The organism is Nocardia sp. N2S4-5, from assembly GCF_044628355.1.
GTDB classification, from domain to species: Bacteria; Actinomycetota; Actinomycetes; order Mycobacteriales; family Mycobacteriaceae; genus Nocardia; species Nocardia wallacei_B.
This window is the reverse complement of the sequence record NZ_JBIUPM010000001.1, coordinates 433,444-457,328: the sequence shown is the minus strand read 5'-3', so window position 1 is coordinate 457,328 and position 23,885 is coordinate 433,444. Positions and strand designations below refer to the sequence as shown.

Genomic DNA, 23,885 nt, shown 5'->3' with positions numbered 1-23,885 from the left:
TCCTTACGCCAGATTCAACGGTGGGGCCGGGGGAAAGCTGACGGGTAGCGCCGCCATGGCGCGGTGGAACGGGCCCGGCCGCCAGGTGATGTCGGCGCGTGAGCCGGACAGTTCCAGCTCCGGCAGGGCGTCCAGGAGCTGGTCGATCGCGTCCTGCGCGACCAGGTAGGCCACCGAGCGCGCGGGGCAGGCGTGCGGACCCGCGCTCCACGCCAGGTGGGAGCGGTTACCGGTGCGATCGCCGCCCGCGATGGACGGATCGTTGTTGCATCCGGCCAGACTGATCACCACCGGCTGGTTCGCGGGTAGCCACACGCTGTCGATCAGGATCGGCTGACGCGGGTAAGTGACGGAGAAGTTCGCCATCGGCGGGTCGTTGAACAACACCTCGTCCAGCGCGTCGCGGGTGGACATGCTGCCACCGAGCACGCCGCCGCCGAACCGGTCGTCGGTCAGCATCAGCAGCAGCGTGTTGCTGATCAGGTTCTGCATGGGTTCGATGCCCGCGCCGTAGAAGCTGATCAGGTTGTAGAGCATCTCCTCGTCGGTGAGCTTCGCCGAATGGTGGGCCAAGCGCGAGGTCACGTCGTCGCCGGGGTCGGCGCGGCGCAACTCGATCAGCTCCATCAGCGCCTCGGACAGGTGCTGCATGCCCCAGGCCGCGTTCACCGTGTCGAACAGCGCCGCCATCCCGCTGGCGACCCGCTGGCCGATATCGGCCGAACAGCCGACCATGCGGTTGAGCGACTCGAACACCAGCGGAAACGCGTACTGCGACAACAGATCCGCGGAACCCTTCTCGCAGAAGGTGTTGATCAGCGGGACGGCGATCGATTCCACCGTCGAGTGCAGCGCGTGCAGGTCGATGCCGTCGATGGCGGCGACGTAGGCCTGGCGGTAGCGGGCGTGCGTCGACCCGGCGTTGCGCAGCGCGTTGGGATACCACTGCAGCATCGGCCGCACCGGGCAGTCCTCCGGCACGGAGTCCTGCCAGTGCCGCGGATCGGCCGGGAAATGCTCCGGGTCGTTGAGGATCTGCAGTGCCGTGCGATAGCCGATGACCAGCGTCGCGGGCACTCCGGGGGACAGCTCGATGGGCACCATCGAGCCGAACCGGTCGCGCATGGTGCGGTAGAAACCGTGCGGATCCGCAGCGAACTCGGGGGTGTCGAGCAGCGTGCGCGGGCCGTCGGAATCGATGGGAGACCCCTGGACCGGACATGCTCCGGGCGTGGTGGTCGGCGGGCCGGACGACACGGAAGCGTTCACCTCACAACCATTGCAGCACAACGAACTCCGCACGCAATGGACCGCGCGAAGCTAGACTGACCAATCGAGCGTTACCGTCCGGAAGAACCGGACGGCCGTTCCAGATTAGCAGCAGTGCGACGAATTCTCTCTCGATTGCGCAGCGGCCCTTGGGAACTCGTACACGCGGCGCTCCCACCATGGTCTATGTCCGGATGCTATCGCGACGCGGCAGCTTGGACGACCGGGAAACCACGGCCTTCAAGGACGCGAAATACCCTGCGCCCGGGGCGATCCTGCGAAAACGGAACGTGAGGATGCCTCGCGTGCGGTGGATCGCCGGGGCCGTTCGCAGGTCCGCACGGCGGTGCCGAGACAGAGTGTGCCGATCAGTGCGCGGCCGTCGGTCAAGCGCGCAGACCGCTGGCGCGCAGCACCCGGCGCGCGATACCCGCGCGAATCGCCTCCTCGGTGCCGATGATCCGGACCCGATGGCGCGAGCGGGTGATGGCCGTGTAGAGCAGTTCACGGGTGAGCAGGGTCGATTCCGGTCCCGGCAGGACCACCGACACCGTGCCGTACTGGCTGCCCTGGCTGCGGTGGATGGTCATGGCGTAGACCGTGGTGACGCCCGGGAACTGCGTCGGGTGCACCAGATAGGGCTCGGTGCCGCGCTGCAGGGCCGCGCGCAGCGACCCGTCCGCGCCGCGGACGATGACGCCGGTGTCGCCGTTGTAGATGCGCGCCTCGTGATCGTTCGCGGTGACCAGCAGCGGCTGGCCCGGAAACCATTGCCCGGCACCGGGTTCGGTCCCGATGCCCGCGGCCGCGACCCAGCCCGCGGCCAGCCGGTCCCAGCGTTCCACACCGAACTGCCCCTGCCGATGCGCGCACAGCAGCCGATGCGATTCCATCGCCGCCAGGGCGGCCGCGGCGTCCCCGGATTCGGCGGCAGCCGTCGATTCGCGGGCGGCGCGGACCACGTCGGCGCGCACGCCGCCGGTGTCGTCGGGCGGCTGTAGTGACAGCTCGTCGCCGCCGTCGGCCAGCAGCGCCAGCGCCGTCTCGGCGTCGCCCGCCCGCACCGCCACCGCCAGCGCGGCGATCCGCCCGCCGAAGCGGCGGCCGCGGGTGAGACGAACGATGCCGCCGCGCAAGCGATCCCGCTCGCGGACCGACAACGCGTCGGGATGATCGGCACCGGCGCTGCCGAGGATCTCGTCGAGCACCGGGTTCGGCTCGCCGACCACGGGCCCGGCGACCAGATCGGCGAGGACGGCGCCGGCGTCCACCGAGGCGAGCTGGTCCGGGTCGCCTACCAGCACCAGGCGGGTGTCGGGGCGCACCGCGGGCAGCAGGCGGCTCATCATGGTCAGCGACACCATCGAGGTCTCGTCGATGACGATGATGTCGTATGGCAGCCGGTTGAATTCGTGGTGCCGGAACCGGGTGGCGCCGCCGCGCTGCCAGCCCAGCAGGCGGTGCAGGGTGGCGGCGGTCAGGTCCGGCAGTTCCAGGTCGCCCGCCTGCTCGCGCACCGATTCCTGCAGGCGCGCGGCGGCCTTGCCGGTCGGCGCGGCCAGCGCGATCCGCAGCGCCGGGGCGCCGGGAACGGCCTGCTGATGCGCCACCAGCAACGCCAGGATGCGGGCGATGGTGTGGGTCTTGCCGGTGCCCGGACCACCGGCCACGACGGTGGTCCAGTGGGTGGCGGCCAGCGCCGCGGCCACGCGCTGGCGGTCCGGCGGGTCACCGGGACCGGCGGCGTCGGGAAACAGCCGGTCCAGTTGCCGCCGAATCGTTTCCGGGTCGACCAGCGGATGTCCGGCCGCGCGTTCGGTCAGCGCGTGGCGGATGGTCTGCTCCTGCCGGTAGTACCGGTCCAGGTACAGCAGCGGGCCGGCGCCCTCGTGCTCGACCAGCCGCAGCGGGCGCAGCGGTCCGGCCGCGCTGCCCTCCACCAGCGGGCTGACCCGCAGCGCGGCCAGCACCTCGTCCACGTCCGGCCACGGCAGCGTCGCGGGATCGACGGCCTCCGGGTCGCCGGTGTCGAAACCCTCACCGTCCACGCCGATCTCGTGCATCCGCCGCAGTTCCAGGCACACCGAACCCGACCGCACCGCACGCACCGCGAGGGCCGCCGCCAGCAGCACCACCTCCGAGTCCTCCCGCCCCAACCGGCCCAGCCGCACGGCCACGTGGACGTCGGCGGCCGACAGCACCCCGGCGGTATTGAAGGTGCGCAACAGCCCGGTGGCCCGCTGCGCCAACTGAATAGCGGTCACCGGCCGTCCTCTCGCAGGATTTCCTGCGGCACCCTCGCACCGCTCTGGTCCAGCCCAGCCGCGGAACTGCCTCGACGGCTTCCCGGTTCGCGCGCCGATCCGGCGGCGGGGTGCGGGGTCACGAGGCGGCTCCCGAGAGATCACCGGCGAGCAGCGCCGAGAGGTCCTCGACCAGCGCGACGGGCGGGCTCCAGTCGAAAACGCCGCAGCCGGACGGGGTTTCGGGGCCGATCATGCCGCGGACGAACAGGTAGAGGATGCCGCCGAGGTGTTGTCCGGGGGCGTAGTCGGGAAGCCGCCAGCGCAGATAGCGGTGCAGCGCAGCCGAATACAAGATGGCCTGGAGCGGGTAGTGCGAGCGCATCATCTCGGCGGCCATGCGGTCGCGGGTGTAGTGGGCGACCGTGAGGTCCTCGCCGCCCAGCCGGTTGGTCTTGTAGTCGACCACCACGAAACGCGGGCCCGGCACGCGCAGCACGGCGTCGATGCTGCCGGTGAGGTAGCCGCGCAGCACGGTGTCCTCCAGGGTCTCGACCTGGTCGGCGTACTCGGCGAACGGATCGTCGGCGGGCAGGTGGCGGCGCAGCAGACCGGCGATAGCGCGCACCGTGACCCGTGCGGCCCGCGGTGTATCGCCCCCTGCCAGCGGCAGTTCGAAGTCCATCTCGTTGAGCCGGTCGCGGCTGGAAACGTCGGCGAGGCAACCGATTCCGAGGGGCGTACGCAGGACCGCGAGCAGCGCGGTGGCCAGCGCCTCGGGATCGATGTCGGCCATCAGCTCCTCGATCGCGTGCCCGCAGCGGGCCCGCACCTCGGCCGCCAGATCCGGCGCGTCGGTGTCCACCAGCTCCAGCACGCCGTGCACCAGGGTGCCGAAATCCGCGCCGTAGGGCAGGTCGTTCATCAGCGACGGGGCGGCGTCGGCGAAATCGCTGGTGTCCTCGAGGACCGCCGGAGTCTCCGGCTCGTCGGAACCGCCGGGCGTCTCCTCCGCCACGGCGTGCGTGTCGTGCGCGCCCGCGGTGAGCGCCGAGTAGGAGGTGCGCCGCCACTCGGCGTCCACCGTGCGCTCGAAGACGGCGGCGGCCAGGTTCGCGCCCTCGGTCTCGTCACGCTCCCAGCGCGGCCGGACCTTCGGCGCGCGGGTCACCGGCTCCACCCCGATCAGGCCCGCTCCGGCCGCGGCCGCCCAGGCCGAGAGCTGTTCCAGCACAGCGTCGTCCGTCGCGACCTCGCTCTTGCCCGGCATCTCGGCGCTGCCGGGCAGACGGCCCAGCATCATGCGGTGCAGCGGCGCGAAGGCGGTGCCGTAGGCGGGCGCCCACCACGCCACCACCTGACACTGCGCCCGGGTCAGCGCCACATACAGCAGGCGCAGTTCCTCACCGGCCTCCTCGGCGTCGCTGCGGCGCTTGCGCTCGCCGTACCCGGGCGCCTCCGGGCCGCCGACGTCCAGGACGCGGTCGCCGTCGTCGTGGAACAACAGCGTCACCGGATTCGGGTTCTTGGCGCTGTCCCACGCGAACGGCAGGTATACCACCGGGAATTCGAGGCCCTTGCTGGCGTGCACGGTGGCGATCTGCACGGCGGCCGCGTCCCGGTCCAGGCGGCGACTGCGGTCGGACACCGCGCCCGACGCCGGATCGCGCACCCGGTCGGCCAGCCAGCGGGTCAGCGCGGTCAGGCCCAGCGATTCGCGCAGCGCCACCCGATCCAGCAGCTGCGCGATGTGCCGCAGGTCGGTGAGCTGCCGTTCGCCCCCGGCCACCGCCAGCAGCCGCGGGGCCAATTCCGTTTCGGCCGAGAGCTTCTCGAATACCGCGGCGAAACCCGCGCGGCCGAACAACCGGGCGGCCTCGCGCAGCTGGGTACTCAGCCGTCCCACCAGATCCGCACCGCCCGTGTCGATCTCCGCCGCCGACAGGCCGAGCAGCGGAGTGCCCGCCGCCAGCCGCACCCGGTCCGCGCGGTGCGGTTGCTCCAACGCCCGCAGCAGCCACAGCCAGTCGACGGCGCTCTGGGTGCCGAACACGCTGGCGCCGCCCGCCAGCACCGACGCCACCCCCACCCGGTCCAGGGCGGCGCGCACGATGTCGATCTGCGCGCGGGTGCGCACCAGCACCGCGACATCGCCGGGGCCCAGCGGCGTTTCGCCGATGTGGGTGCCGGAGTCGAGCAGTCGGGCGATATCGGCGGCCACGTCGTCCGCGACCCGGGCGCGCTGGCGTCCCACCGCCGGGAATCCCGCGCCGTTGCGTGGACCGGCGCCCTCGCGCCGAAAACACCGCACCCGCAAGGGGATCGGCGCCTCGACGGTGCCGGTGAGCCGGGTGTGCGGCCGGACCGCCGCCACCTTGGACACCGTGATCTCCTTGTGCCCCAGCGCGGCGCCGGCCATCAGGTGCTCCAGCGCGCCGAGCAGGCCCGCGTCGCTGCGCCGGTTCGTGGTGAGTTCGCGGCGGGTGTCGGCGTGGGCCACCGCGTCCAGGTAGCTGAGCACCTCCGCGCCGCGGAAGGCGTAGATGGCCTGCTTCGGATCCCCGACCAGCACGAGGGTGGCATGGCCGTGGAAGGCGCGGCGCAGGATGTCCCACTGCAGCGGGTCGGTGTCCTGGAATTCGTCGACCAGGGCGACTCGGTAGCGCTCCCGGATGCGGCGGCACGCCCGGTCGCCGTGTGCCGGATCGGCGAGCACCTCGTGCAGCAGCACCAGCAGGTCGTCGAAGTCGCGCAGGCCCGAAATCCGTTTGCGGCGTTCGGTTTCCGCGCGCACGGCGGCGGCGAAGGCGACGCGCTCGGCGGCGGGATGGTCGCCGATCTCCTCGTCGGGCACCAGTCGCGCGTGCCGGTCCTGGACCGCGGCGGCGGCCAGCTGGTGGGCCTCCCGCACCGAGAACGGCGGCCCGCCGCGGGCGTACCGCGCCAGATACAGATCGTCGGCGACGGTGGCAACGAGATCGTCCACATTCTCCACCAGCCGCACCCGCGGATCGTGCTCGCCCGCCAGCCCCAGTTCGTCCAGCATGCGCTGGCAGAAGCTGTGCGTGGTGGCGATGGTGCCGGAGTCGAAGTCCGACAGCGCCGCCAGCAGCCTGGTGCGCCGCCGCCCCACCTCCGCCGGATCCGCGTGCGCCAGATGCCGGATCAGCTCGTCCTCACTGCCCCGCGCGGTGCCGGGATCGGCCAGTGCGGCAGCCACCGCCACGAACTTGTCCCGCGTCCGCTCCCGCAATTCCTGCGTCGCCGCCCGGCTGAACGTCACCAGCAGCAACTCCGAGACATCCACCCCCGCCTCGGCCACGAACCGCACCGCCAGCCCGACGATCGCATACGTCTTCCCCGTCCCCGCACTGGCCTCCAGCACGGTCGTCCCCGCAGGCAACGCCCCGCACAACTCGAACCCCTCGCCCGCGGCCTCCCCCAGCAGGCCAGGACCATCGGTCAGCGCACCAGCCCCGGTGGACGCCCGACGGCCCACGGCCGCACCGGCCTCCTCGGGATCCGACAGCTTGTCGGGCGGGGCAGTGGCCTGGAGTTCGCTCTCGTCTCCGCTGGTGGAGGTGCCGACATCCATCGTGTCCGAATGGCCCGCCGCTGCAGAAGATTCGAGGTCCGGCACAGCGGCAGCATTGCCGACCGGGAACTCCGCGTCGTCGCTCCCGTCGTGCTCGGACAGCCCCGGTACGGCCGAGGTAGTCGCGCGCGGATCGGCCAGGCGTGTAGGACGCAGATCCGTGTCCAGGAGTGGTGGGTCAGGCTCGAGAGTGCTCGGCTCCGACGGGCCGCGGAATCCGAGGTTTGTATCGGAGGCTTCGGAGCCGGAGGCAGAAGCTTCGGAGTCTGGAGCGGAGGCTTCGAAATCGAACCCGGAGCCCCCGGGGCCGGGGGTAGAGGCATCGGAGCCGAGAGTGGTGGGCTCGGAGGCGTGGGTGGGGGGCTCGGAGGTGGTTGGCTCGCTCGGCTCGGGTGAATCCGTGGGCTGCGGGACGGGGGTGAGGTCGAACAGGTCGGCGGTCTCGGCCGGGGTGGGGTCGGGGTGGTTGGTGGAAGTGGGGCGGGAGCGGCGGCTGGGACGCGGGGCGGGCTCCAGGTCGGTGAGGGAGAAGAGTTCGTCGGTCATGGCTGTCCCTGGGATTCGGTGGCCAGCAACGGGTTCCACAGGCGGCGGGACAGGGCGGCGAAGCGGGTGGGCTCGCCCGCCGGGTCCGGTTCCGGCAGCGGGGTTTCCAGGTGTTCCAGCCGGGGCGCGGGGCCCCACACGTAGCGCAGGTAGCGATCGGTGTGGTCGCCGAATGCCTTGGGGCCGTTGGGGCCGCCGAGGAATTCCTGGTCGGCGGCCAGCCGGGCATCCTCGACACTCGCACCCTGGCAGCGGCGTTCGGCGTACACCGCCGAGGCGGTCGGCGCGATCGGCAACGGCTCGGCCAGACCCTCGTCGCGCAGATCCGCCAGGTCGCGCAGGATCGACTGGGCCGCAGCGGCATTGGGCGCGGTGAGTGTGGAGCGCCAAGCGGGCCGCCCGAACTTGCCGCGCCCGATGGTGACCGCCCGCCAGTTCTGGTTGCGTTCGGTCGCCGCCAGCGCCAGCACCCGCACCCACGCCGCGACCCGATGCTTCGGGGCCAGCCGCGAGAACGTGGTGCGGACCAGCGCGTCGTCGTGCACGTCCGGCACCGTGCCGCTGAGCAGCCGCCCGTCCCCCAGATCGACCGCCACGTCGATGGTGCGCGACGGCACCTCGTGCATCGGCCGCGCCACCCGGACCAGTTTGTCGACCGTGCCCTCCACCTCGGTCAGCACCGCCGCGCCCAGCCCGAACGCGGGCAGGGTGCCGCGCCGCCACTCGGCCGCCCGCAACGCCGCCGGTTCCGCGCCGTTCAACCGCGCGCTCAGCATGCGCTCACCGATATTCCATTTGGTGAGCCCGTCGAGTTCGATCGGCAGCCGCTCGTCGATCTCCTCTTCCTCCTCGGGCACCCGGATGCCCAGCCGCTGCCACAGGAACGCGCGCACCGGATGCTCGACGAACGAAACCAGTTCCGCCAGTTCGACATCCGCGCGCACCGTGGCAGGCAGCGGCCCCGGCAGGAACGCGGCCCGTTCGCGCGCGGGACTCGCCGCGGCCCGCGCCCCCGCCAGCGCCACGGCGTCGAAACTGAACGGCGCGACGGGATCGAAGTTGCGACTGTCGAAGGCCTGCAACGGATGCCGGGTCACCACGCCGTCCAGCCCGCCCGCGTGGGCGCGCAGCACGTCGAGCAGTTCCGCGACCGGGATGGCCGGAGGCCGATACGCGCCGGTGACCGGATCGGCGCCGGTGTGCAGCAGCACCAGTTTCTCCCCGGCCGCCATGATCGCGTCCAGCAGCGACTGCCGGTCCTCGCTGCGCGCGTCCCGTTCGCCCACGCGCGGCTCGCGGGCCAGCACGTCGTCGCCGTCGACGCCGCCGGGCCGCGGGAACACGTCGTCGTCGAGACCCAGCAGCACCACCACGCGATGCGGCACCGATCGCAGCGGCGCGGGAGTGCACACGGTCAGCTCACCGGTGCGGTAGTTGGCGCGGGTACCGCGGCTCGCGAGACGCGAGTGCAGCAGCGCCGCGATATCGGTGAGCCGCAACGGAATATCTCCCGCGTGCTCGAGCGCGGCGGTCAGTTCGCGGCGGGCCTGCACCGCCTGCCAGGTCTGCGCGTAGGTGACATCGGTGAGCAGGTCCAGCGCGCGCACCAGCACCTGCGCCCATTCGTGCGCCGGGCGCTGGGATCCGGCCGGTTCGGCGGGTGTGGGGCCGCGCAGGTCGCGCACGCACACCGCCAGCCGGTCGGTGAATTCGGCGAACCGGCCCGCCAGGTCCACATCACCGGAGTCCACGTCCTCCAGCGGCAGCGCCAGATCCAGCCAGTCCTCGGAGGATTCACCGGCCGCGACGCCGAGCAGGATGCGGTCCACGGCGGCGTTGAGCGTGTTCTGCGCGAAGTCGCCGAGCCCGAACGCCTGCCGCTGGCGCTGCCCGATCCCCCACCGCGCCCCGGTCTCGGCCGCCCATTCGCGCAGCCGCTCGATATCGTCGTCGTCGAATCCGCAGCGCAACCGGACCGGTTCGGCGGCGGCGAGATCCAGTACCTGGGTGACGGTGACCCGGCCGTCGGCCATGGCGAGCAGTCCGTCCAGGACGGCCAGCACCGGGTTGGCGGCGCTCTGCGAGCGATCGGCCAGCCGCACCCGCAGCCCGTGCGCCGGGTGCGGCGGGCGGGCGCCGGGTTCCGCCGCCGCCTGACCGAACGCCGCCCGGACCAGCGGCGCGTAGTTCTCCGCGTCCGGGCACATCACCACCACGTCACGGGGCTCCAGCGTCGGGTCGGCGGCGAACGCCGCGAGCAGCACGTCCCGCAACACCTCCACCTGCCGCGCCGGTCCGTGACACGAGTGCACCTGCACCGTGCCATCGGCCACGCACTCGTCCCGCGGCGGCCACAAATCCCCCCGAATCCCGCCCTGCAGCTCCGAAAGCAAAGTGCGCGAACCACTGTCGCCGTCCGCCCGATGGTACGTCTCCACCACCGCCCCCACCCCCCGCAACCGCTGCTGCACCTCGCGCACATCGCGCCCCAACCCCGCGAGCAACGGATGCGCCACCACCAACGCACTGACATCCGAAACCCGCCGAGCCCCACCAGCAACCCCGGTCGGCACCGGCACCACAGCCGAAGCGCCAACGGGTTCCGCACTCTCCCCCAGCCGCGCGAGTTCCGCCCACATCCCCGGGCTCGGGTGGACCAGCCACAGGTGTACGTCGCGGCCCTCGCCCAAGGCCGACAGCACCGCGAGCTGGTCCGCGGTGAGGCGGGTCACGCCGAACACCGAGATCCGTTGTGGGAGATCGAGAACGGACGGCTCGGCGCGCAGGCGCTCGCAGGCGGTCGCCAGTCGTTCGGCCGGACTCGGGGTGCCGAGTTCGGCGCGCAATCGCCGCCACAGCTGCGGCTGCCACAGCAGGTCGTCCGGCAGTGCGCCGCCGCAGCCGTCGGTGTCGACGCCCGCGGCCCAGTCGGTGATGAGGCCGGGACGCTGCGTCCCGTACCCGTCGAACAGTGCCGCGATCCGGGCCGCGGTCGCGAACCGGCGTCCGGACCGGTGCGTGCGCCCGGCGGCCTCGGCGCCCAGGTGGCGCGCCAGCACGGCGCACCACGGCTCGGAAAGCGAGGCGTCGATCACCCGCAGCAGCGCCCACACCGCCCGGTCCGGCGCCCACGGATCCTCGTCGGCGGGCACTCCTGTCGCCCCGGCCAGCGCGGCCGCCACCAGCGCCGCCGGTGCCGGATACGCGATGTTCGCCGATACTCCGTCGCCGGTGACCGCGCCCAGCACCCCCGACAGCCGCTGATTCAGCCAGCGCTCCACGCCTTTGGCCGGCACCGCCACCACCTCGGCCGCGAACGGGTCGGCCAAAGGCTGGGCCAGCAGCGATGCCAACGCGCCGGCGAGCGTGTCCGCTCGCTCGGCCCGGTGGATGTGCAGCGCCATCGGCCGCCTCTCTCCGCTCGCTGTGCCGTCCCTGATCCGCCCGCCCGGATGCCTCGTGGTTGCCTGTCGCTGGCCGATCCTACAAACTCCGCGCCCCGATCCCCCGATGCGACTCGGACTTCGGCACACATACCGCATGGTCCCCTATCGGCTATCCCTCGGCGAGCCCCTGACCACCACGTTGACCGATAAGACCGAGATGCACCAAATTTCCAGCAACACAACCGAATCCGCCCACTATGCCGAGCGTCCCGCGATGGCCGCAATTCGCTCCGCGTGTCACCGGTACTGCCGTCACCCGATGTGCCACAGTGCTCGGCGGGGAGGTAACGGGAGAGCAGTAGCGAAAGGCTGGTTCGGTTCATGTCTGCGTCGGTGATTCCCCTGCTGCCCAGAACCGGGTTCACGGTCCGGCGGGTCGGCGAGCGCTGGGAACTGGTCAATTCGCGCCACTACGGCCGCACCGCGGTGTTGCACTCCTGGCCCCGTGACCAGCACACCGAGGCCTTCGAGCACTGCTACCGCCTCAACGGCCGCAGCGTCGAGGAACTACTCGCCGCGTTCCGCTGAAAACCCGTGCGCCGCAACGTCCGAGGCCGCTAGCACAACCGGCAGCAGACCTCAAGAGGTGCGAGACGCGCACCACGGTGGCTATTGTGGCTCATCGTGCGTTACCCCCGCGCCACCTCGAGCGCCACTCGCCCCACCCGCCTGGCCGCCGGCGCCTGCGCCGTCGCCGCCGTACTGATCGCGGGTGCCCCCGCCCTGCAGCCCGCCCCCGCGTCGGCGCTGCCCGCCCACCAGAGCTGCGCCGGCGGCTGCAATATCGCCGGCCGCATCGCCGCCGTGGACGCCTATCTCGCCGGCCGCCCCGGAACCACGGGTTATGTTGTGCGCGACCGCGTTACCGGCAACGTCTACAGCAACGGCAATGCCGACTCGCTGTTCTGGACCGCCTCCACGATCAAGCTCGCGATCGCCGAGGACATCCTCAATCGCGCCCGCGTCGGTGCGCTGATCTTCACCCCGGAGGACCGCAACCAGTTGGAATCGATGCTCGCCACCTCCAACGACGGCGCCGCGGACTACCTCTGGAACAAGTACTCCGGCCCGGACCGGATGGCCTTCGTCAACGCCTTCCGCGCCAACGGCATGACGAGCCTGACCCCCCAGCCCACCGGCGGCCACCCCTTCCCCGACTGGGGTTTCCTGCAGTGCTCCCCCGCCGATCTGGACCGGGTGATGAACAACACGCTCGACCACATGCACCCCGACGACCGCGCCTACCTGATCGATCGCATGCGCAAGGTGGACACCAACCAACACTGGGGCGTCTGGGGCGCCGGCGCCGACATGCAGCCGGGCCTGAAGAACGGCTGGTCCGACGAGCAGGGCGGCTGGGTGGTCAACTCGGTCGGATTCGCCGGACCGGACGAGCGCTACACCCTGGCGATCATGAACGATGTCGGCGGTCAGGGCGGCTACACCGACGGCGAGCAGACCACCACGCACGTCGCGGAGCTGCTGTTCGCCCGCTGACCCCGGTCACCGCCGTCGCAGCAGCATCGGCGCCCCGTCGCGCGGGAACGGGATGGTGTTGAATCCCCACGGCATGAGGTAGTCGTCGGGGATTCGCCACTCGTAGTCGCGCACCATGGCGGCGAGGATCACCTTCACCTCGAGCACGCCGAAATGCATGCCGATGCACTTGTGCGCGCCCGCACCGAACGGCATCCACGCGAGCCGGTGCGACTTGTCCTCGCGCCGGTCCGCGCCGAACCGTTCCGGATCGAAACGCGCTGGGTGCGACCACAATTCGGGCAGCAGGTGATTGACACCGTAGGCGACGTCGACATGGGTACCGGCGGGAATGTAGTGCCCGGCGACCTCCGTGTCGCGCACCGCCCGCCGCACCAGGCCCGGCACCGGCGGCACCAGCCGCAGGCTCTCCTTGATCACCAGATCCAGATCGGGCAGCAGGTCCAGGTCGGCGATCGTCGGCGGCGCGCCCCCGGTCCGCTCCCGCAGCGCCAGCGCCTCCTCCCGCACCCGCTGCTGCCACTCGGGATGTCTGCCGAGGTAGTAGGCGACCGCGGTGGCGGTGGTCGTCGTGGTGTCGTGCGCGGCCATGATCAGGAAGATCATGTGGTTGACGACGTCCTCGGCGGAGAACGTCGCGCCGTCCTCGGTGCGGGCGTGGCACAGCGCGGAGAAGAAATCCGCACCCTCCGACCGGCGCTTGTCCGGCAGCATCCGGGTGAAGTACTCCTCCAGCACCTTCCGCCCGCGCAGTCCGGCCCGCCATGCGCTGCCCGGCACCGGCATTCGGACCATCGCCAGCGCCGCGTGCGTGCAGTCGAGGAACGCCTGTGCCAGCCGCGCCCGCTCCGGCCCGGTGCGCGCGCCCATGAACGTCTCGGCGGCGACCTCGAGGGTCATGTCCTTGATCGTCGGATACAACCGGACCTGCCGTGACCCCGCGGGCACCCACCGATCGATGGCCGCGTCTACCGCCGGGGCCAACCCGGCCAGGTGCGTCTCGAGCCGCTCCCGCGTGAACGCCTGCTGCATGATCCGCCGATGGAACATGTGCTCGGAGAACTCCAGCAGCAGCAGGCCGCGGCGGAAGAACGAGCCGATGAGATAGTCCCAGCCCTGCCCGAAGTCGTTGCGGCGCTTGCCCAGTACCTCGTCGACGGCCTGCGGTCCCGCCACGAACACCCGGTCGACGCCGAGCGACCGGTAGTAGCCGACCGGACCGTAGCGGTGATATCGGTCCATCATTTCCGCCGGACCCCAGCGCAGGTATTGCAGCGACCGCCCCAGATACGGCAGCCCGGCGTCGCCGCGCACCGCCCGGTTCGTGTTCCCCCGCGGCGGCGTGGCCAAGGTCTGCTCCCGCACCGGCAGCCGTCGTAACAGCCGGTCGACGGGACCGCGGTCCGGAATCTCGAGGAAACCGATGTTCTCCCGATCGGCCCGGTATGTGCGAGGGTCGACGCTGACCATGGCAAGCCTCCCATTTAAGTACACCTCGTACATTACCGGTAGAGTGGGGCCTGTGACAAGGGACACATTGCGGCCACGCGGCCGTCCGCCCGGTCCGGCCCGCGATCCGGCCCGGCGCCGCGCGGAAATCCTCGACGCGGCCGAGCGAGTCATCGCCCGCGCCGGAACGCACATGACGATCGCCCAGGTCGCCGCCGAGGCGGGCTACGCGCGCACCGCCGTGTACGCGGTCTTCCCGGACCTGCCCGCGCTGATCGACGCCCTCGCGCAGCGGCACATGGAAGGCGTCATCACCGCCGCCGACGCGGTACTCGCCCAGCCGCTACCCGCCCGCGAATTGCTGCGCGCGATCGTGCGGTTGATGTGCGACTTCGTCGAGGACAACCCCAACCTGCACCACGTGATGATGCAGCGGCTCGACAGCGGCGAGACCGAGCACCGCCCCTTCTTCACCCGCGTATCCGATTGGGCCGCCGCGGTTTTCGAGGTCATCCTGCGCCGCCTCGACGCCGATCCGGCGCTGGCCCGGATCTGGGCGACCGCGACCGTCGGCGCCATTCTGATGTCGGCGGAGGCGTGGGCCCAGGACCCGGACCTCTCGCGCGAGCAGTTCATCGACCGGCTCGCGGCGTTCCTGTGGCCGACCGTCGAGAGCATCGGCGGAGAACGCCTGATCGGCCCGATCTCCGCGGACGAACTCGCCACGGCGCGCGGACTCGCCGACAACGGGAGTTCATCGTGACTGCCCGTGGGTAGCCGACTACCGTAAGGCTGTCGCAAAACCGTACGCCCGGCGAGGAGCGAGATGACTACCGAGACTGTCGCGAACCGGCGCCACCGCGTGGTGGTGATCGGATCGGGCTTCGGCGGCTTGTTCGCGTGCAAGCATCTCAAGCACGCCGACGTCGACGTCGTGCTGATTTCCAAGACCTCCACCCACCTGTTCCAGCCGCTGCTGTACCAGGTCGCCACGGGCATCCTGTCCACCGGCGAGATCGCGCCCGCGACCCGGCTGGTGCTGCGCAAGTACAAGAACGTGCAGGTGATCCTCGGCGAGGTGCACGACATCGATCTGGTGAACCGCACCGTCACCTCGGAGCTGCTGAACGAGGACACCGTCACCTCGTTCGACAGCCTGATCGTCGCGACCGGCGCCCAGCAGTCGTACTTCGGTAACGACCAGTTCGCCACCTACGCGCCCGGCATGAAGACCATCGACGACGCGCTGGAACTGCGCGCCCGCATCCTCGGCTCGTTCGAGGAGGCGGAGCTGGCCAAGACGCAGGAGGCGCGCGACCGGTTCATGACGTTCGTGGTGGTCGGCGCGGGTCCCACCGGCGTCGAATTGGCCGGGCAGATCGCCGAACTCGCCGATCGCACGCTCGAGGGCACCTTCCGCAACATCGATCCGCGCGACGCCCGGGTGATCCTGCTCGAGGGCGCCGGTGCCGTGCTCGCGCCGATGGGTCCGAAGCTCGGCGGCAAGGCGCAGCGCCGGCTGGAGAAGATGGGCGTGGAGGTCCAGCTCAACGCCATGGTCACCGGCGTCGACGCGCGCGGTGTCACGGTGAAGGACAAGGACGGCAGCGAGCGCCGCATCCAGGCCGCGTGCAAGGTGTGGTCGGCGGGTGTGGCGGCCAGCGAGCTGGGCAAGCTGCTCGCCGAGCAGTCGAAGGGCACCGAGGTGGATCGCGCGGGACGCGTGGTCGTCGAGCCGGATCTGACCATCAAGGGGTACCCGAACGTCTTCGTCGTCGGCGATCTGATGTCGGTGCCGAATGTGCCCGGCCAGGCGCAGGGCGCCATTCAGGGCGCCACCTACGCCGCCAAGCAGATCAAGGCCGAACTGGGCGGCAAGCAGACGTCCGAGCAGCGCAAGCCGTTCAAGTACTTCAACAAGGGCAGCATGGCCACGGTGTCGCGGTACAACGCGGTGTGCCAGATCGGCAAGCTGGAGTTCGGCGGCTTCCTCGCGTGGCTGATCTGGCTGGTGCTGCACCTCTACTACCTGATCGGCTACCGCAGCCGCGCGATCACGGTGTTCCAGTGGTTCGTGGCGTTCATCGGGCGCAACCGCGGGCAGATGGCCGCCACCGAGCAGTGGGTGTTCGCGCGGCTCGCGCTCGAGGCGATGAACGGCAACGACGAGGACGGGCGTGAGGCGCGCGCGGAGCTGGGCGGCAAGGGGGCCACGGCGCTCGGCCGGGACGCGGGCGGTTCCGGGACCGGTGCGGAGGGATCTATAGCGGATGGAAACTCTGCTGGCGCAGGTAAATCCGTTGAGGACGGCGAATCGGCGGACGAGCGTTCCGGGCAGTCGTCGGGTCGTTCGGTGAGCTGAGGTTCGCCTCGTTGGTGTGCTGGTCTCCGCCCGTCCGGCTCGCCGGGTGGGCGTGAAACCGGGTCCGGATGCCGTCGGGGCGGTCTCCGGGGCCGGGGCGACACGCCGGAGTACCAAGTCTGGGAGTTGCTCGAACCCGTTTAAGAACGCCACTTTGGCAATCATCTGGTGACCATCGTATTGCCGAGGGCAGGAAGCGCATTCAGCGGTTACGCGCCATCCGTCCAGTGATCAAGGGAGCGGTGCGGTTTACGCCGGGTTCTTTCTTGTCGCCTCGGCGAATGTGGCTGATGTACAGCTAATCGATAGCTATAGCACCTGTTTCGGCGTGTCGGATTTTCGACCAATCCACCGGAGCGCCGGGTCCGAATGTCGGACGTCATGTCCCCGGAAAGAAAGGTCGCTATGGCCGCAGGCAAACATAGAGCGCCCAGTCCGCATCGCCACCGGGTAGGAAGCGCCGTCGCGGCGGGTGCGATCCCGCTAGTGCTGGCGGTCGTCGGTACGGGGACCGCCAATGCCGCGCCGACCGAGCCGAACCAGGCGGCCCAGCAGGACCAAGCGCCCCGGCAGTGGCCGGCGAGCGAGGCGCCCAACGTGCAGCCCTACGAGGGGCTGAACATTCCGCACAGCACGCTCAGCTCGCTGCAGGACGCGCGGGCCATGCCGGACAAGAGCTACCTGGCGCCGGTGGGCGCGCTGCACGCTCCCGTGCCGGTCGCACCGGTGCCGCCGATCGCGCCGCCGCCGGACAAGTTCCGGTTCGGCGACGTCCAGGTCGACGCCCCGGCGTGGATCGACCGCGAGCAGGCCATCCAGATCAACGACAGCGCCGCCCGGACCGAGGCCGATCTCGCGACCTTCCTGGACTCGGTCGGCATGGAGCGCAGCCGTTCCGACCGCATCGCCGGGCAGACCGTCGGCTCCGCCGCGGTGGGTGCGCTCGCGGGCGCCGCCACGGCGGCCCCGATCGCGCTCACCTCCGGTCTGGTCGGCGGTGTGGTCGGCCTGGTCGTGGGCCTCCCGTTCATGCCGGTCGGCATGGTGGCGGGCCCCGCGCTGGGCGCCGCGTTCGGCGCCGGCGTCATCACCGTCCCCGCCGCCGCGATCGGTGCGGCCGCGGGCGCGGTAGTCGGCGCGGTCAATTCCTACAACGCACCTCCGCGCGTCGTAGGCGACTGACCGACACGCCCACGGGGCGGGAACCGGCCGACGATGTCCGCTTCCCGCCCCGTTCTCGTTCGTCCGCCCGGCGGCACGGTCCCGAAAAACCGTGCATGCCAGAGCGTTTCACGACCACGTCGGCCGCGGCGAACCACAGTGGCGAACCGCCGCCCACACCGCCGGAACCCGGTCATTCCGTCCCCATTTCCAGCAGAACACCCCGCCCGTCGGGCACAATTGCCCACGGCGCCCGATGCGGCGCCCGCCTCCGGAAGGGGACAACGGATGCACGGATCCACCTGGGCCGCCGTACTGATCGCCCTCGCGCTCGCCCTCGCGGGCTTAGCGTTACTGGCCCTCCGGCTCGCCAAATCCGAACGCCGGGGCCGCAACACTGAGCCCCGCCGGCAATCCGCCAGATATCCCGCAACGTCGTCCGGTGGACGCCGGGCAGACTCCCACGAACAACGCACCGCCCCGGTAACCGCGCGGTCCAGCAGGCCGACTGCCGACCAGCCCACCCAATCAGGCCGCGGGCCAACCCAACCGGCTCACCCGCCGCCAACCCAACCAGCTCACCTACAGTCAGGCCAACCGGGTCACACCCAGCCGACCCAACCGCCCTCAGCCCAGCCCGGCACACCGCCCGCCGCGCCGCACAATTCAGGGCAAGCGGTTCCTCCGGCCACCAGGCCGCGCACCGCACAAGCCCTCGGCCCGGATTCCGCAGCCGACGAAAACGGCCGCCCCAAACGCACCAACCGCATGGCCCCTCGCGACACCATCGAACGTTGACCCGCGTCCACCGCACATCTCGCCACCACTGTCCTGCTCTCGAGCTGCGCGACAAAATCTTCAGCGGCGAACCGCAGCGGATAACCCCTGCCACAGCGAATGATGTGACGCAACGAGGTCGCCCACCCAACGACGGAGCGGGCGCCGGCCACGGTCACCTGCCCGCTGAAGGAGGGCACCCATGCGGCGCGAATTCGATTCTCCCGAGCCGATTTCCGTCATCGTCGAAGCCTTCGTCGGCCATATCAGTGTCATCGCCAGCGACCGGACCTCCACGGTCGTCGAGGTGCGCGCCGACAATCAGGACCGTCGCCTCGACGTGGAGACCGTCGAGCAGACGCGGGCGGAGTACTCGAAAGGCGAACTGAGAGTACGCACACCACGTCCGCCGTCGAGCGAGCAGCCGTCCAGCCGCGCCCACGGCGTGATCGAAATCGTCATCGAGGTTCCGACCGGGTCGCGGGTCCAGGCCGACACAGAGATGGGCAACATCCGCACCGAGGGCAGCCTCGGCGATTGCCGACTGACTAGTTCCCTCGGTGATATCCATATCGACACGGCGGGCGCGGTGGAAACGACGACCTCCATGGGCACGATCACCGTCGGCACGGTGACCGGCGAACTGCGAGCCCGGTCGGCGAACGGCGACATCTCCCTCGGCACCGCGGAATCAGACGTCACCGCCACCACGGCGGCAGGATCCCTCCGCGTCGACCGGATCACCCAGGGCCGGATCCGCTTGGAGACCACCATGGGCGAACTCGACATCGGCGTCCGTTCCGGCACCACCGCCGTGCTCGACCTGCACACCGATTTCGGCTGGGTACGCAATGACCTCGATCCCGCCGAGAGCCCCCATTACTCCGACAAGGCCGCCGAGATACAGGCGCGCGTCACCACCGGCAACATCATCGTCCGCAGGACGTCCTGACCACTGTGGCACAAGCACTTCGGGACATCCGGCCCGTGCCGATTATCGAGCGGAAGTCACTGCTCGAACTCGGTATCGTGAGCGCTCGGGAGTGTCCAGCGGAGGAGGGCGAATATGCCCACAGTGCGACGGTTCTGGATCGAATTCGACCCAGACCACGGAACAGTTCTCTGGTGGACCAGGCCGTACGCGGGTGTGACCGGATTCGATGAGCGGGACTGCTTGACGATGGTGGCCGATCTTCTCCCCTCCTACGAGGAGTTGCCGCCCGTGCGTCGCATCACGGCCGACATTTCACTGGCCGAGGAACTTCCCGTGAATCCGCTGGCGCTCGGAGTTCCGGTGTGGCGCGGCGTCTGGTACCCGCCGGTGAACCTCGATATCGGGCCGACCTGGCATCCCCGCGGAGCCGCCCGAGCGATCAACCCGACCTACGAACCGACAACGGCCAGTGAACTTTTGCGCACGAACAACAAGTGGTGGGACGAGGTCCCGCACCTCAATCGCCTGCTGTTCCCGCTCGTGAGGTTGCACTCCGCGGACTGGGCCGACGAGATGCGGCGACTTGCCCCGAGAGAACGCGAACGCGTCGCCACGAATTCGGCGTACCGGGACATGATGCGCGAAGCTCTCGACTACATGATCGCGCGGCGCCCGACGCCGAACGAATGGTTCGACCCGACACGATCCCGGTTTCTCGACCAACAGGAAATGGACGAATATCTGGCAGCTTTCCGAGACTATCTGTTCGGAAATCGCCCGGAGCCCATCTATCCACCCGCCCGCGATCGGCCGACACCGGACAGATAGATCGTGTGCCTACACGCGAATTTCGGTTTCGGTCGGCTGGTCGGCGAGGAGGCGGCCGGACCAGGTGTAGAGGGAGCCTCCTGCCGCCAGCGGAAGTAGAGCCGCATCCAAACCTGCAGTGTGCGTGGGGGTTTCGTCAGGGTAGGTGAGGATGCTGGACAAAGCGCGTGGGGCGGAGAGGGTGTCGTCGGTGAAGGCGGCAGAGCCGAGTTCGAGATGGTGGCGGAGAAGGGGGGTCGTGGTGAGGTCGGCGGTCAGATCGCCGCGCCAGTAGCCCGAATCCTCGCCCGCGCGGCCGATCTGCACACGCTCGCGTAGCCGGATTCGGGCATCGGAGGCAAGGACGACCGTCGTCAGAGCCACATGTTCGGCCCCGCCCGCCACCACCGTGGGTTCGGGGTCGAAGTCCAGCTCGCCACCCTCCCCTACCTCGAAGTGCCAGCGCGCCACCGATTTTCGAGTATCTCGCCCGGGCAGAGCGATAGTGGCAGCGACAGAGCGCACCGCCAGCCGCGCGCCCGGCTCCACCACGACGGCGATATCGAGTTCGTCCCCGCCCAGCGGTGTGGCGGCCGTGCCGATCAGATGCACCACGCCCGGACCGGTGCGCCGCGCAGCCAGGCCACCGGTGGCCCGGATCTGCGGCAGCGCGCCCGCCCGGGCGCGGATCGTCAGCTCAGTGCGCAAAGGCGGGGCCCGCCCCGGCCGCGGCATCCTGTTCGGCCGCCGACCGCAACTGTTCGCGCACCCAGGCAAGGACCGGCGTGGCGGCGGGGTCCTCGGTCAGCGATGTGAAGACGAACGGACGGCCCTCGCGTACGGCCGACGAATCCCGTTCCATCACAGCGAGATCCGCACCGACCATCGGCGCGAGGTCGGTCTTGTTGATCACCAGCAGGTCCGAGAAGGTAACACCCGGGCCGCCCTTGCGCGGCACCTTGTCACCGCCGGCCACGTCGACCACGAAGATCTGCGCGTCGATCAGACCGGAGGAGAAGGTGGCGGTCAGGTTGTCGCCGCCGGACTCGACCAGGATGAGGTCCAGCGGCGGATTGGCCTCGATCAGGTCGTCGATGGCGTCGAGATTGGCGGTGATGTCGTCGCGGATCGCGGTGTGCGGGCAGCCGCCGGTCTGCACGGCGGTGATCCGCTCGTCGGGCAGCACCGCGTGCCGGCGCAGGAAGTCGGCGTCCTCGGTGGTGTAGATGTCGTTGGTCAGCACCGCGAGCGACAGCTCGCCGCGCAGCACCCGGCACAGCGCCGCGACCAGCGCAGTCTTCCCGGACCCGACCGGCCCACCGATCCCGATCCGCAGCGGCTCGCCCGGCGTGCGCTCACGCCTGGGCCGCTCATGACCGTGATCGTGCGGCTCACCATCAATCAGATGTGGGGGCATGCTCAACTCCTTTCCCCCACATCCTGGCCGACCCGTGTAAACCACGTGTTACCCGGGCGGGTGTGCCGCCGGGTCGGGCCAGGACGCCCGCGTGGTACTCGGGGGCGAGCCGTCATGCCAGGTCAGAACGTCCGCATGTCACCCACGCAGGCGAGCCGCCGAATCAGATCAGAACGCCCGCGTGTCACCACAGGTGGGCGGACCTCCGGGCCAGATCAGGAAGCGAACAGCGGCATCGGGCGGCCCACGTGCCGCTCGGCCAGCACATCCTGCAGCGGATCGGACAGGGCGGCAAGCCCTTTCACCGCCTCGGCCGCGACCTCGTCGCAGTCGGCGGCGAGGCGGACCGTGCAGGCGGCCACCGCGGCCGGATCGAGCGCCAGCAGACGTTGCGCGGCCGTCGCCGCCCCGGTCATCGTGGTGTAGACCACGACACCCGCGATCTCCTCCGGCGTCACCCGGGCGGCCTCCCCCACCACGCCGAACACCGTCGACAGATGCGGCCGCGCACCCAGCGCAGTCCAGTCGTGCCCCGGCCACACCTGCCGCGCCAGCCGCAACAGCCCCCGCCCCTGCGCCCGCGACGCCGTCCGCGCCGCAGGCGCCGGTGTCCGCGCATCCGCCTCCACCTCAGCCCGCGCCACCTCCAGCCCTCCCGCGCACACCGCCGCCGCCAACGACGCCGCCACCAACCCCGACGTCCGAACCCGCCGCCGCAAGTACTGCTCAACGGTAGCCACATCCCGCACCAGCCCCGAAGCCACAGCCTCCTCCACACCACCGGAATGCACATGCCCTCCAATCGGCAGCCGCGAGTCCCCCAGCGTCAGCAACATAGCCAGACTCATCGCCACACTCCCATCCGCACCCGTCGATCCTAAGCACCCTCATCAGACCGCCTCACGCTCTCCGCGCAGTATGAGATTCGGGTCCCCACAAGGCCCTCATCGACGGTCGTTAGATGTTCACGCCTCGACCGAGGCGCGCGAAGCACGCCGTCCAACGGACGGTACTGCCGATTGCAGGGTGCAGTTGGTGGCCTGCTAACGACCAGCGCAATAGGGCACCGGTAGTCCGTACCTCTCTCCACCTCCTGTGCCTCCACACGATTGGTCATTTGCTAATAGAACTCGGCAATTGCCGACAGGCAACAGCGTTGTCCAGTTCGACTGCCCGTCGGTGTTGCGTAGATCCCGAGCAGGAGGAACGTGGTTCAGGACTATGCCGAAAAGTGACCCAGGCGATGTGACCTGCGTGTTTCTTTTCGGCCTGCCTCCGACACATCAGATCAGGTTCAGCATGCCGTTTTCGGACGATATGCGACTACCTTCTGGGCGCTAAACCCAGACGCACCCATCGCGACTTCCCTTAAGGACACATTGATGGATCCCTACGAAAGCGTTCTCATCGTCGGCGCGGCCGCAACAGGCGTAACGGCCTCGGTGGCCGCCGCCGTCGCGAAGGTTGTCATTACCAAGAACAAGATCAGACTTCTTCGCGAGGTGCTCAGGGATGTGCCGAGCGCGGATCGTCCGGCCGTGCTTCAAGCGCTCGCCGAACTTCTGTAGCGGGTTGAATGTTGTGAGTCGTGGTGACACCTCAGCGCAGCCGATGAGTTTGTGGCTCCCGGCCGGTCAAAGCTCATGACACCCAAGGAAAGGACACCGCCATGTCGGAGCTTCTCGTCGACTTCATTACCTCCCTCGACGGCTACGCATCGGGAGAGGGATGGCCCGGGTTCTGGGGCCTCGAGGGCCCGGAGTATCTCGCATGGCTCGGCGAGCAGCCCGAGCCCACCTACTTGATGGGAGCGAATACCTACCGCCTGATGTCGGGCTTCGCCGCTGGCGAGGTCCCGGATGGCCAAGACGAGTTCAGGCCGGAAGAAGAGGCGTCCGTCGACGGGCTCACAAAGGCGTCCAAGGTGGTGTTCTCCTCCTCACTCGAGGCGCCGCTGACGTGGGCCAACTCCACGCTCGTCCGCGACGATGCCGTCGAGGCGGTCCGCGCCATGAAATCGAGTGGTTCGGGGCTGCTCACCACGATCGGCAGCCTGAGCCTGTGCCGGTCCCTGCTCCGAGCCGGACTCGTCGACCGATTCCGGGTCGTGATGTTCCCGGTCATCACCGGTGCCACGGGTGCGGAACGTATCTATGACGGCTATCCGGACGTTGCCCTCGAGATGACCGATCACCGCACCTTCGACGGTCGCATCCAGCTGGTCGAGTACAAGCCTCGCGTCCTCGAGCACCCCCCGCTCGGTGCCCCGACGTGACGTCGCCCTCTCCACCGATCCGGAGCGCCGCCAGAGCCTGGCATCCAGCCCGGCTCTCCAGGTACTCCGGCTCAACCCTTCCGCCGATACCAGCGTCGGCTCCGCGA

The 23,885-nt window shown here is 70.1% G+C and carries 17 protein-coding genes; 9 read left to right on the top strand and 8 right to left on the bottom strand.

Annotated features, from left to right (window positions below; genetic code table 11):
- Nucleotides 1–3: 3 nt before the first annotated feature.
- The 4 genes from ACFMRZ_RS02115 to recC all read right to left on the bottom strand — a co-directional run bounded on the left by ACFMRZ_RS02115 (nt 4) and on the right by recC (nt 11,057).
- Nucleotides 4–1,269, bottom strand: a complete 1,266-nt coding sequence (locus ACFMRZ_RS02115) for a cytochrome P450 (protein ID WP_400177648.1) — start codon at nt 1,267–1,269, stop codon at nt 4–6.
- Between the two features lie 386 nt (nt 1,270–1,655).
- The gene (recD, locus tag ACFMRZ_RS02110) at nt 1,656–3,533 is read right to left on the bottom strand and encodes an exodeoxyribonuclease V subunit alpha (RefSeq protein WP_400177647.1); all 1,878 of its coding nucleotides are present in this window, start codon (nt 3,531–3,533) and stop codon (nt 1,656–1,658) included.
- 118 nt (nt 3,534–3,651) lie between these two features.
- A complete protein-coding gene (locus ACFMRZ_RS02105) occupies nt 3,652–7,653 on the bottom strand; it encodes a UvrD-helicase domain-containing protein (protein WP_400177646.1) in 4,002 nt (1,333 codons plus the stop codon).
- Nucleotides 7,650–11,057, bottom strand: a complete 3,408-nt coding sequence (gene recC / locus ACFMRZ_RS02100) for an exodeoxyribonuclease V subunit gamma (RefSeq protein ID WP_400177645.1) — start codon at nt 11,055–11,057, stop codon at nt 7,650–7,652. Before recC ends, ACFMRZ_RS02105 begins: the two co-directional genes overlap by 4 nt.
- Nucleotides 11,058–11,420: 363 nt before the next feature.
- On the opposite strand from recC, the gene ACFMRZ_RS02095 reads away from it, so the two are divergent.
- Both ACFMRZ_RS02095 and ACFMRZ_RS02090 read left to right on the top strand, forming a co-directional pair.
- Nucleotides 11,421–11,627, top strand: coding sequence for a hypothetical protein (locus ACFMRZ_RS02095; RefSeq protein ID WP_280275660.1), 207 nt, complete (start codon nt 11,421–11,423; stop codon nt 11,625–11,627).
- A gap of 96 nt (nt 11,628–11,723) precedes the next feature.
- Nucleotides 11,724–12,596: a tat pathway signal sequence gene (locus tag ACFMRZ_RS02090; protein WP_280365875.1), complete on the top strand. Its 873-nt coding sequence runs from the start codon at nt 11,724–11,726 to the stop codon at nt 12,594–12,596.
- Between the two features lie 6 nt (nt 12,597–12,602).
- Here ACFMRZ_RS02090 and ACFMRZ_RS02085 read toward each other — a convergent pair whose 3' ends face one another.
- Nucleotides 12,603–14,066 (bottom strand): cytochrome P450, encoded by a 1,464-nt coding sequence (locus ACFMRZ_RS02085; RefSeq protein WP_400177644.1) that lies wholly within the window; start codon nt 14,064–14,066, stop codon nt 12,603–12,605.
- 52 nt (nt 14,067–14,118) lie between these two features.
- Between ACFMRZ_RS02085 and ACFMRZ_RS02080 the strand changes: the two genes are divergently transcribed.
- From ACFMRZ_RS02080 to ACFMRZ_RS02060, 5 genes are all read left to right on the top strand, one after another.
- Nucleotides 14,119–14,808: a TetR/AcrR family transcriptional regulator gene (locus ACFMRZ_RS02080; RefSeq protein ID WP_400177643.1), complete on the top strand. Its 690-nt coding sequence runs from the start codon at nt 14,119–14,121 to the stop codon at nt 14,806–14,808.
- 63 nt (nt 14,809–14,871) lie between these two features.
- Nucleotides 14,872–16,407 carry an NAD(P)/FAD-dependent oxidoreductase gene (locus tag ACFMRZ_RS02075; protein WP_400177642.1) on the top strand — a complete coding sequence of 512 codons (1,536 nt, stop codon included), beginning with the start codon at nt 14,872–14,874 and terminating at the stop codon, nt 16,405–16,407.
- 486 nt (nt 16,408–16,893) lie between these two features.
- Nucleotides 16,894–17,589 carry a hypothetical protein gene (locus ACFMRZ_RS02070; RefSeq protein ID WP_280275655.1) on the top strand — a complete coding sequence of 232 codons (696 nt, stop codon included), beginning with the start codon at nt 16,894–16,896 and terminating at the stop codon, nt 17,587–17,589.
- A gap of 958 nt (nt 17,590–18,547) precedes the next feature.
- The gene (locus ACFMRZ_RS02065) at nt 18,548–19,297 is read left to right on the top strand and encodes a DUF4097 family beta strand repeat-containing protein (RefSeq protein WP_400177641.1); all 750 of its coding nucleotides are present in this window, start codon (nt 18,548–18,550) and stop codon (nt 19,295–19,297) included.
- 114 nt (nt 19,298–19,411) lie between these two features.
- Nucleotides 19,412–20,107: a hypothetical protein gene (locus ACFMRZ_RS02060; protein WP_400177640.1), complete on the top strand. Its 696-nt coding sequence runs from the start codon at nt 19,412–19,414 to the stop codon at nt 20,105–20,107.
- A gap of 9 nt (nt 20,108–20,116) precedes the next feature.
- Here the strand turns inward: ACFMRZ_RS02060 and ACFMRZ_RS02055 are convergent, their stop codons facing one another.
- From ACFMRZ_RS02055 to ACFMRZ_RS02045, 3 genes are all read right to left on the bottom strand, one after another.
- Entirely contained in the window at nt 20,117–20,794 is a 678-nt protein-coding gene (locus ACFMRZ_RS02055; RefSeq protein WP_400177639.1) for an urease accessory protein UreD, read from the bottom strand.
- Nucleotides 20,784–21,503, bottom strand: a complete 720-nt coding sequence (gene ureG / locus ACFMRZ_RS02050) for an urease accessory protein UreG (protein WP_280275651.1) — start codon at nt 21,501–21,503, stop codon at nt 20,784–20,786. The genes ACFMRZ_RS02055 and ureG overlap by 11 nt, the downstream gene beginning before the upstream one ends.
- A gap of 215 nt (nt 21,504–21,718) precedes the next feature.
- Complete coding sequence (locus ACFMRZ_RS02045; RefSeq protein ID WP_400177638.1) at nt 21,719–22,351, bottom strand: urease accessory protein UreF; 633 nt, start codon at nt 22,349–22,351, stop codon at nt 21,719–21,721.
- A gap of 534 nt (nt 22,352–22,885) precedes the next feature.
- On the opposite strand from ACFMRZ_RS02045, the gene ACFMRZ_RS02040 reads away from it, so the two are divergent.
- Both ACFMRZ_RS02040 and ACFMRZ_RS02035 read left to right on the top strand, forming a co-directional pair.
- A complete protein-coding gene (locus ACFMRZ_RS02040) occupies nt 22,886–23,071 on the top strand; it encodes a hypothetical protein (protein WP_400177637.1) in 186 nt (61 codons plus the stop codon).
- Between the two features lie 101 nt (nt 23,072–23,172).
- Nucleotides 23,173–23,778 carry a dihydrofolate reductase family protein gene (locus tag ACFMRZ_RS02035; RefSeq protein ID WP_400177636.1) on the top strand — a complete coding sequence of 202 codons (606 nt, stop codon included), beginning with the start codon at nt 23,173–23,175 and terminating at the stop codon, nt 23,776–23,778.
- The last annotated feature ends 107 nt before the right edge of the window (nt 23,779–23,885 follow it).

Bases quoted from the DNA above. Each gene is read 5' to 3' on its own strand.
- ACFMRZ_RS02105 (WP_400177646.1), bottom strand. From the start codon at position 7,653: ATGACCGACGAACTCTTCTCCCTCACCGACCTGGAGCCCGCCCCGCGT.
- recC (WP_400177645.1), bottom strand. From the start codon at position 11,057: ATGGCGCTGCACATCCACCGGGCCGAGCGAGCGGACACGCTCGCCGGC.
- ACFMRZ_RS02095 (WP_280275660.1), top strand. From the start codon at position 11,421: ATGTCTGCGTCGGTGATTCCCCTGCTGCCCAGAACCGGGTTCACGGTC.
- ACFMRZ_RS02085 (WP_400177644.1), bottom strand. From the start codon at position 14,066: ATGGTCAGCGTCGACCCTCGCACATACCGGGCCGATCGGGAGAACATC.
- ACFMRZ_RS02075 (WP_400177642.1), top strand. From the start codon at position 14,872: ATGACTACCGAGACTGTCGCGAACCGGCGCCACCGCGTGGTGGTGATC.
- ACFMRZ_RS02065 (WP_400177641.1), top strand. From the start codon at position 18,548: ATGCGGCGCGAATTCGATTCTCCCGAGCCGATTTCCGTCATCGTCGAA.
- ACFMRZ_RS02060 (WP_400177640.1), top strand. From the start codon at position 19,412: ATGCCCACAGTGCGACGGTTCTGGATCGAATTCGACCCAGACCACGGA.
- ureG (WP_280275651.1), bottom strand. From the start codon at position 21,503: ATGCCCCCACATCTGATTGATGGTGAGCCGCACGATCACGGTCATGAG.
- ACFMRZ_RS02045 (WP_400177638.1), bottom strand. From the start codon at position 22,351: ATGAGTCTGGCTATGTTGCTGACGCTGGGGGACTCGCGGCTGCCGATT.
- ACFMRZ_RS02040 (WP_400177637.1), top strand. From the start codon at position 22,886: ATGGATCCCTACGAAAGCGTTCTCATCGTCGGCGCGGCCGCAACAGGC.
- ACFMRZ_RS02035 (WP_400177636.1), top strand. From the start codon at position 23,173: ATGTCGGAGCTTCTCGTCGACTTCATTACCTCCCTCGACGGCTACGCA.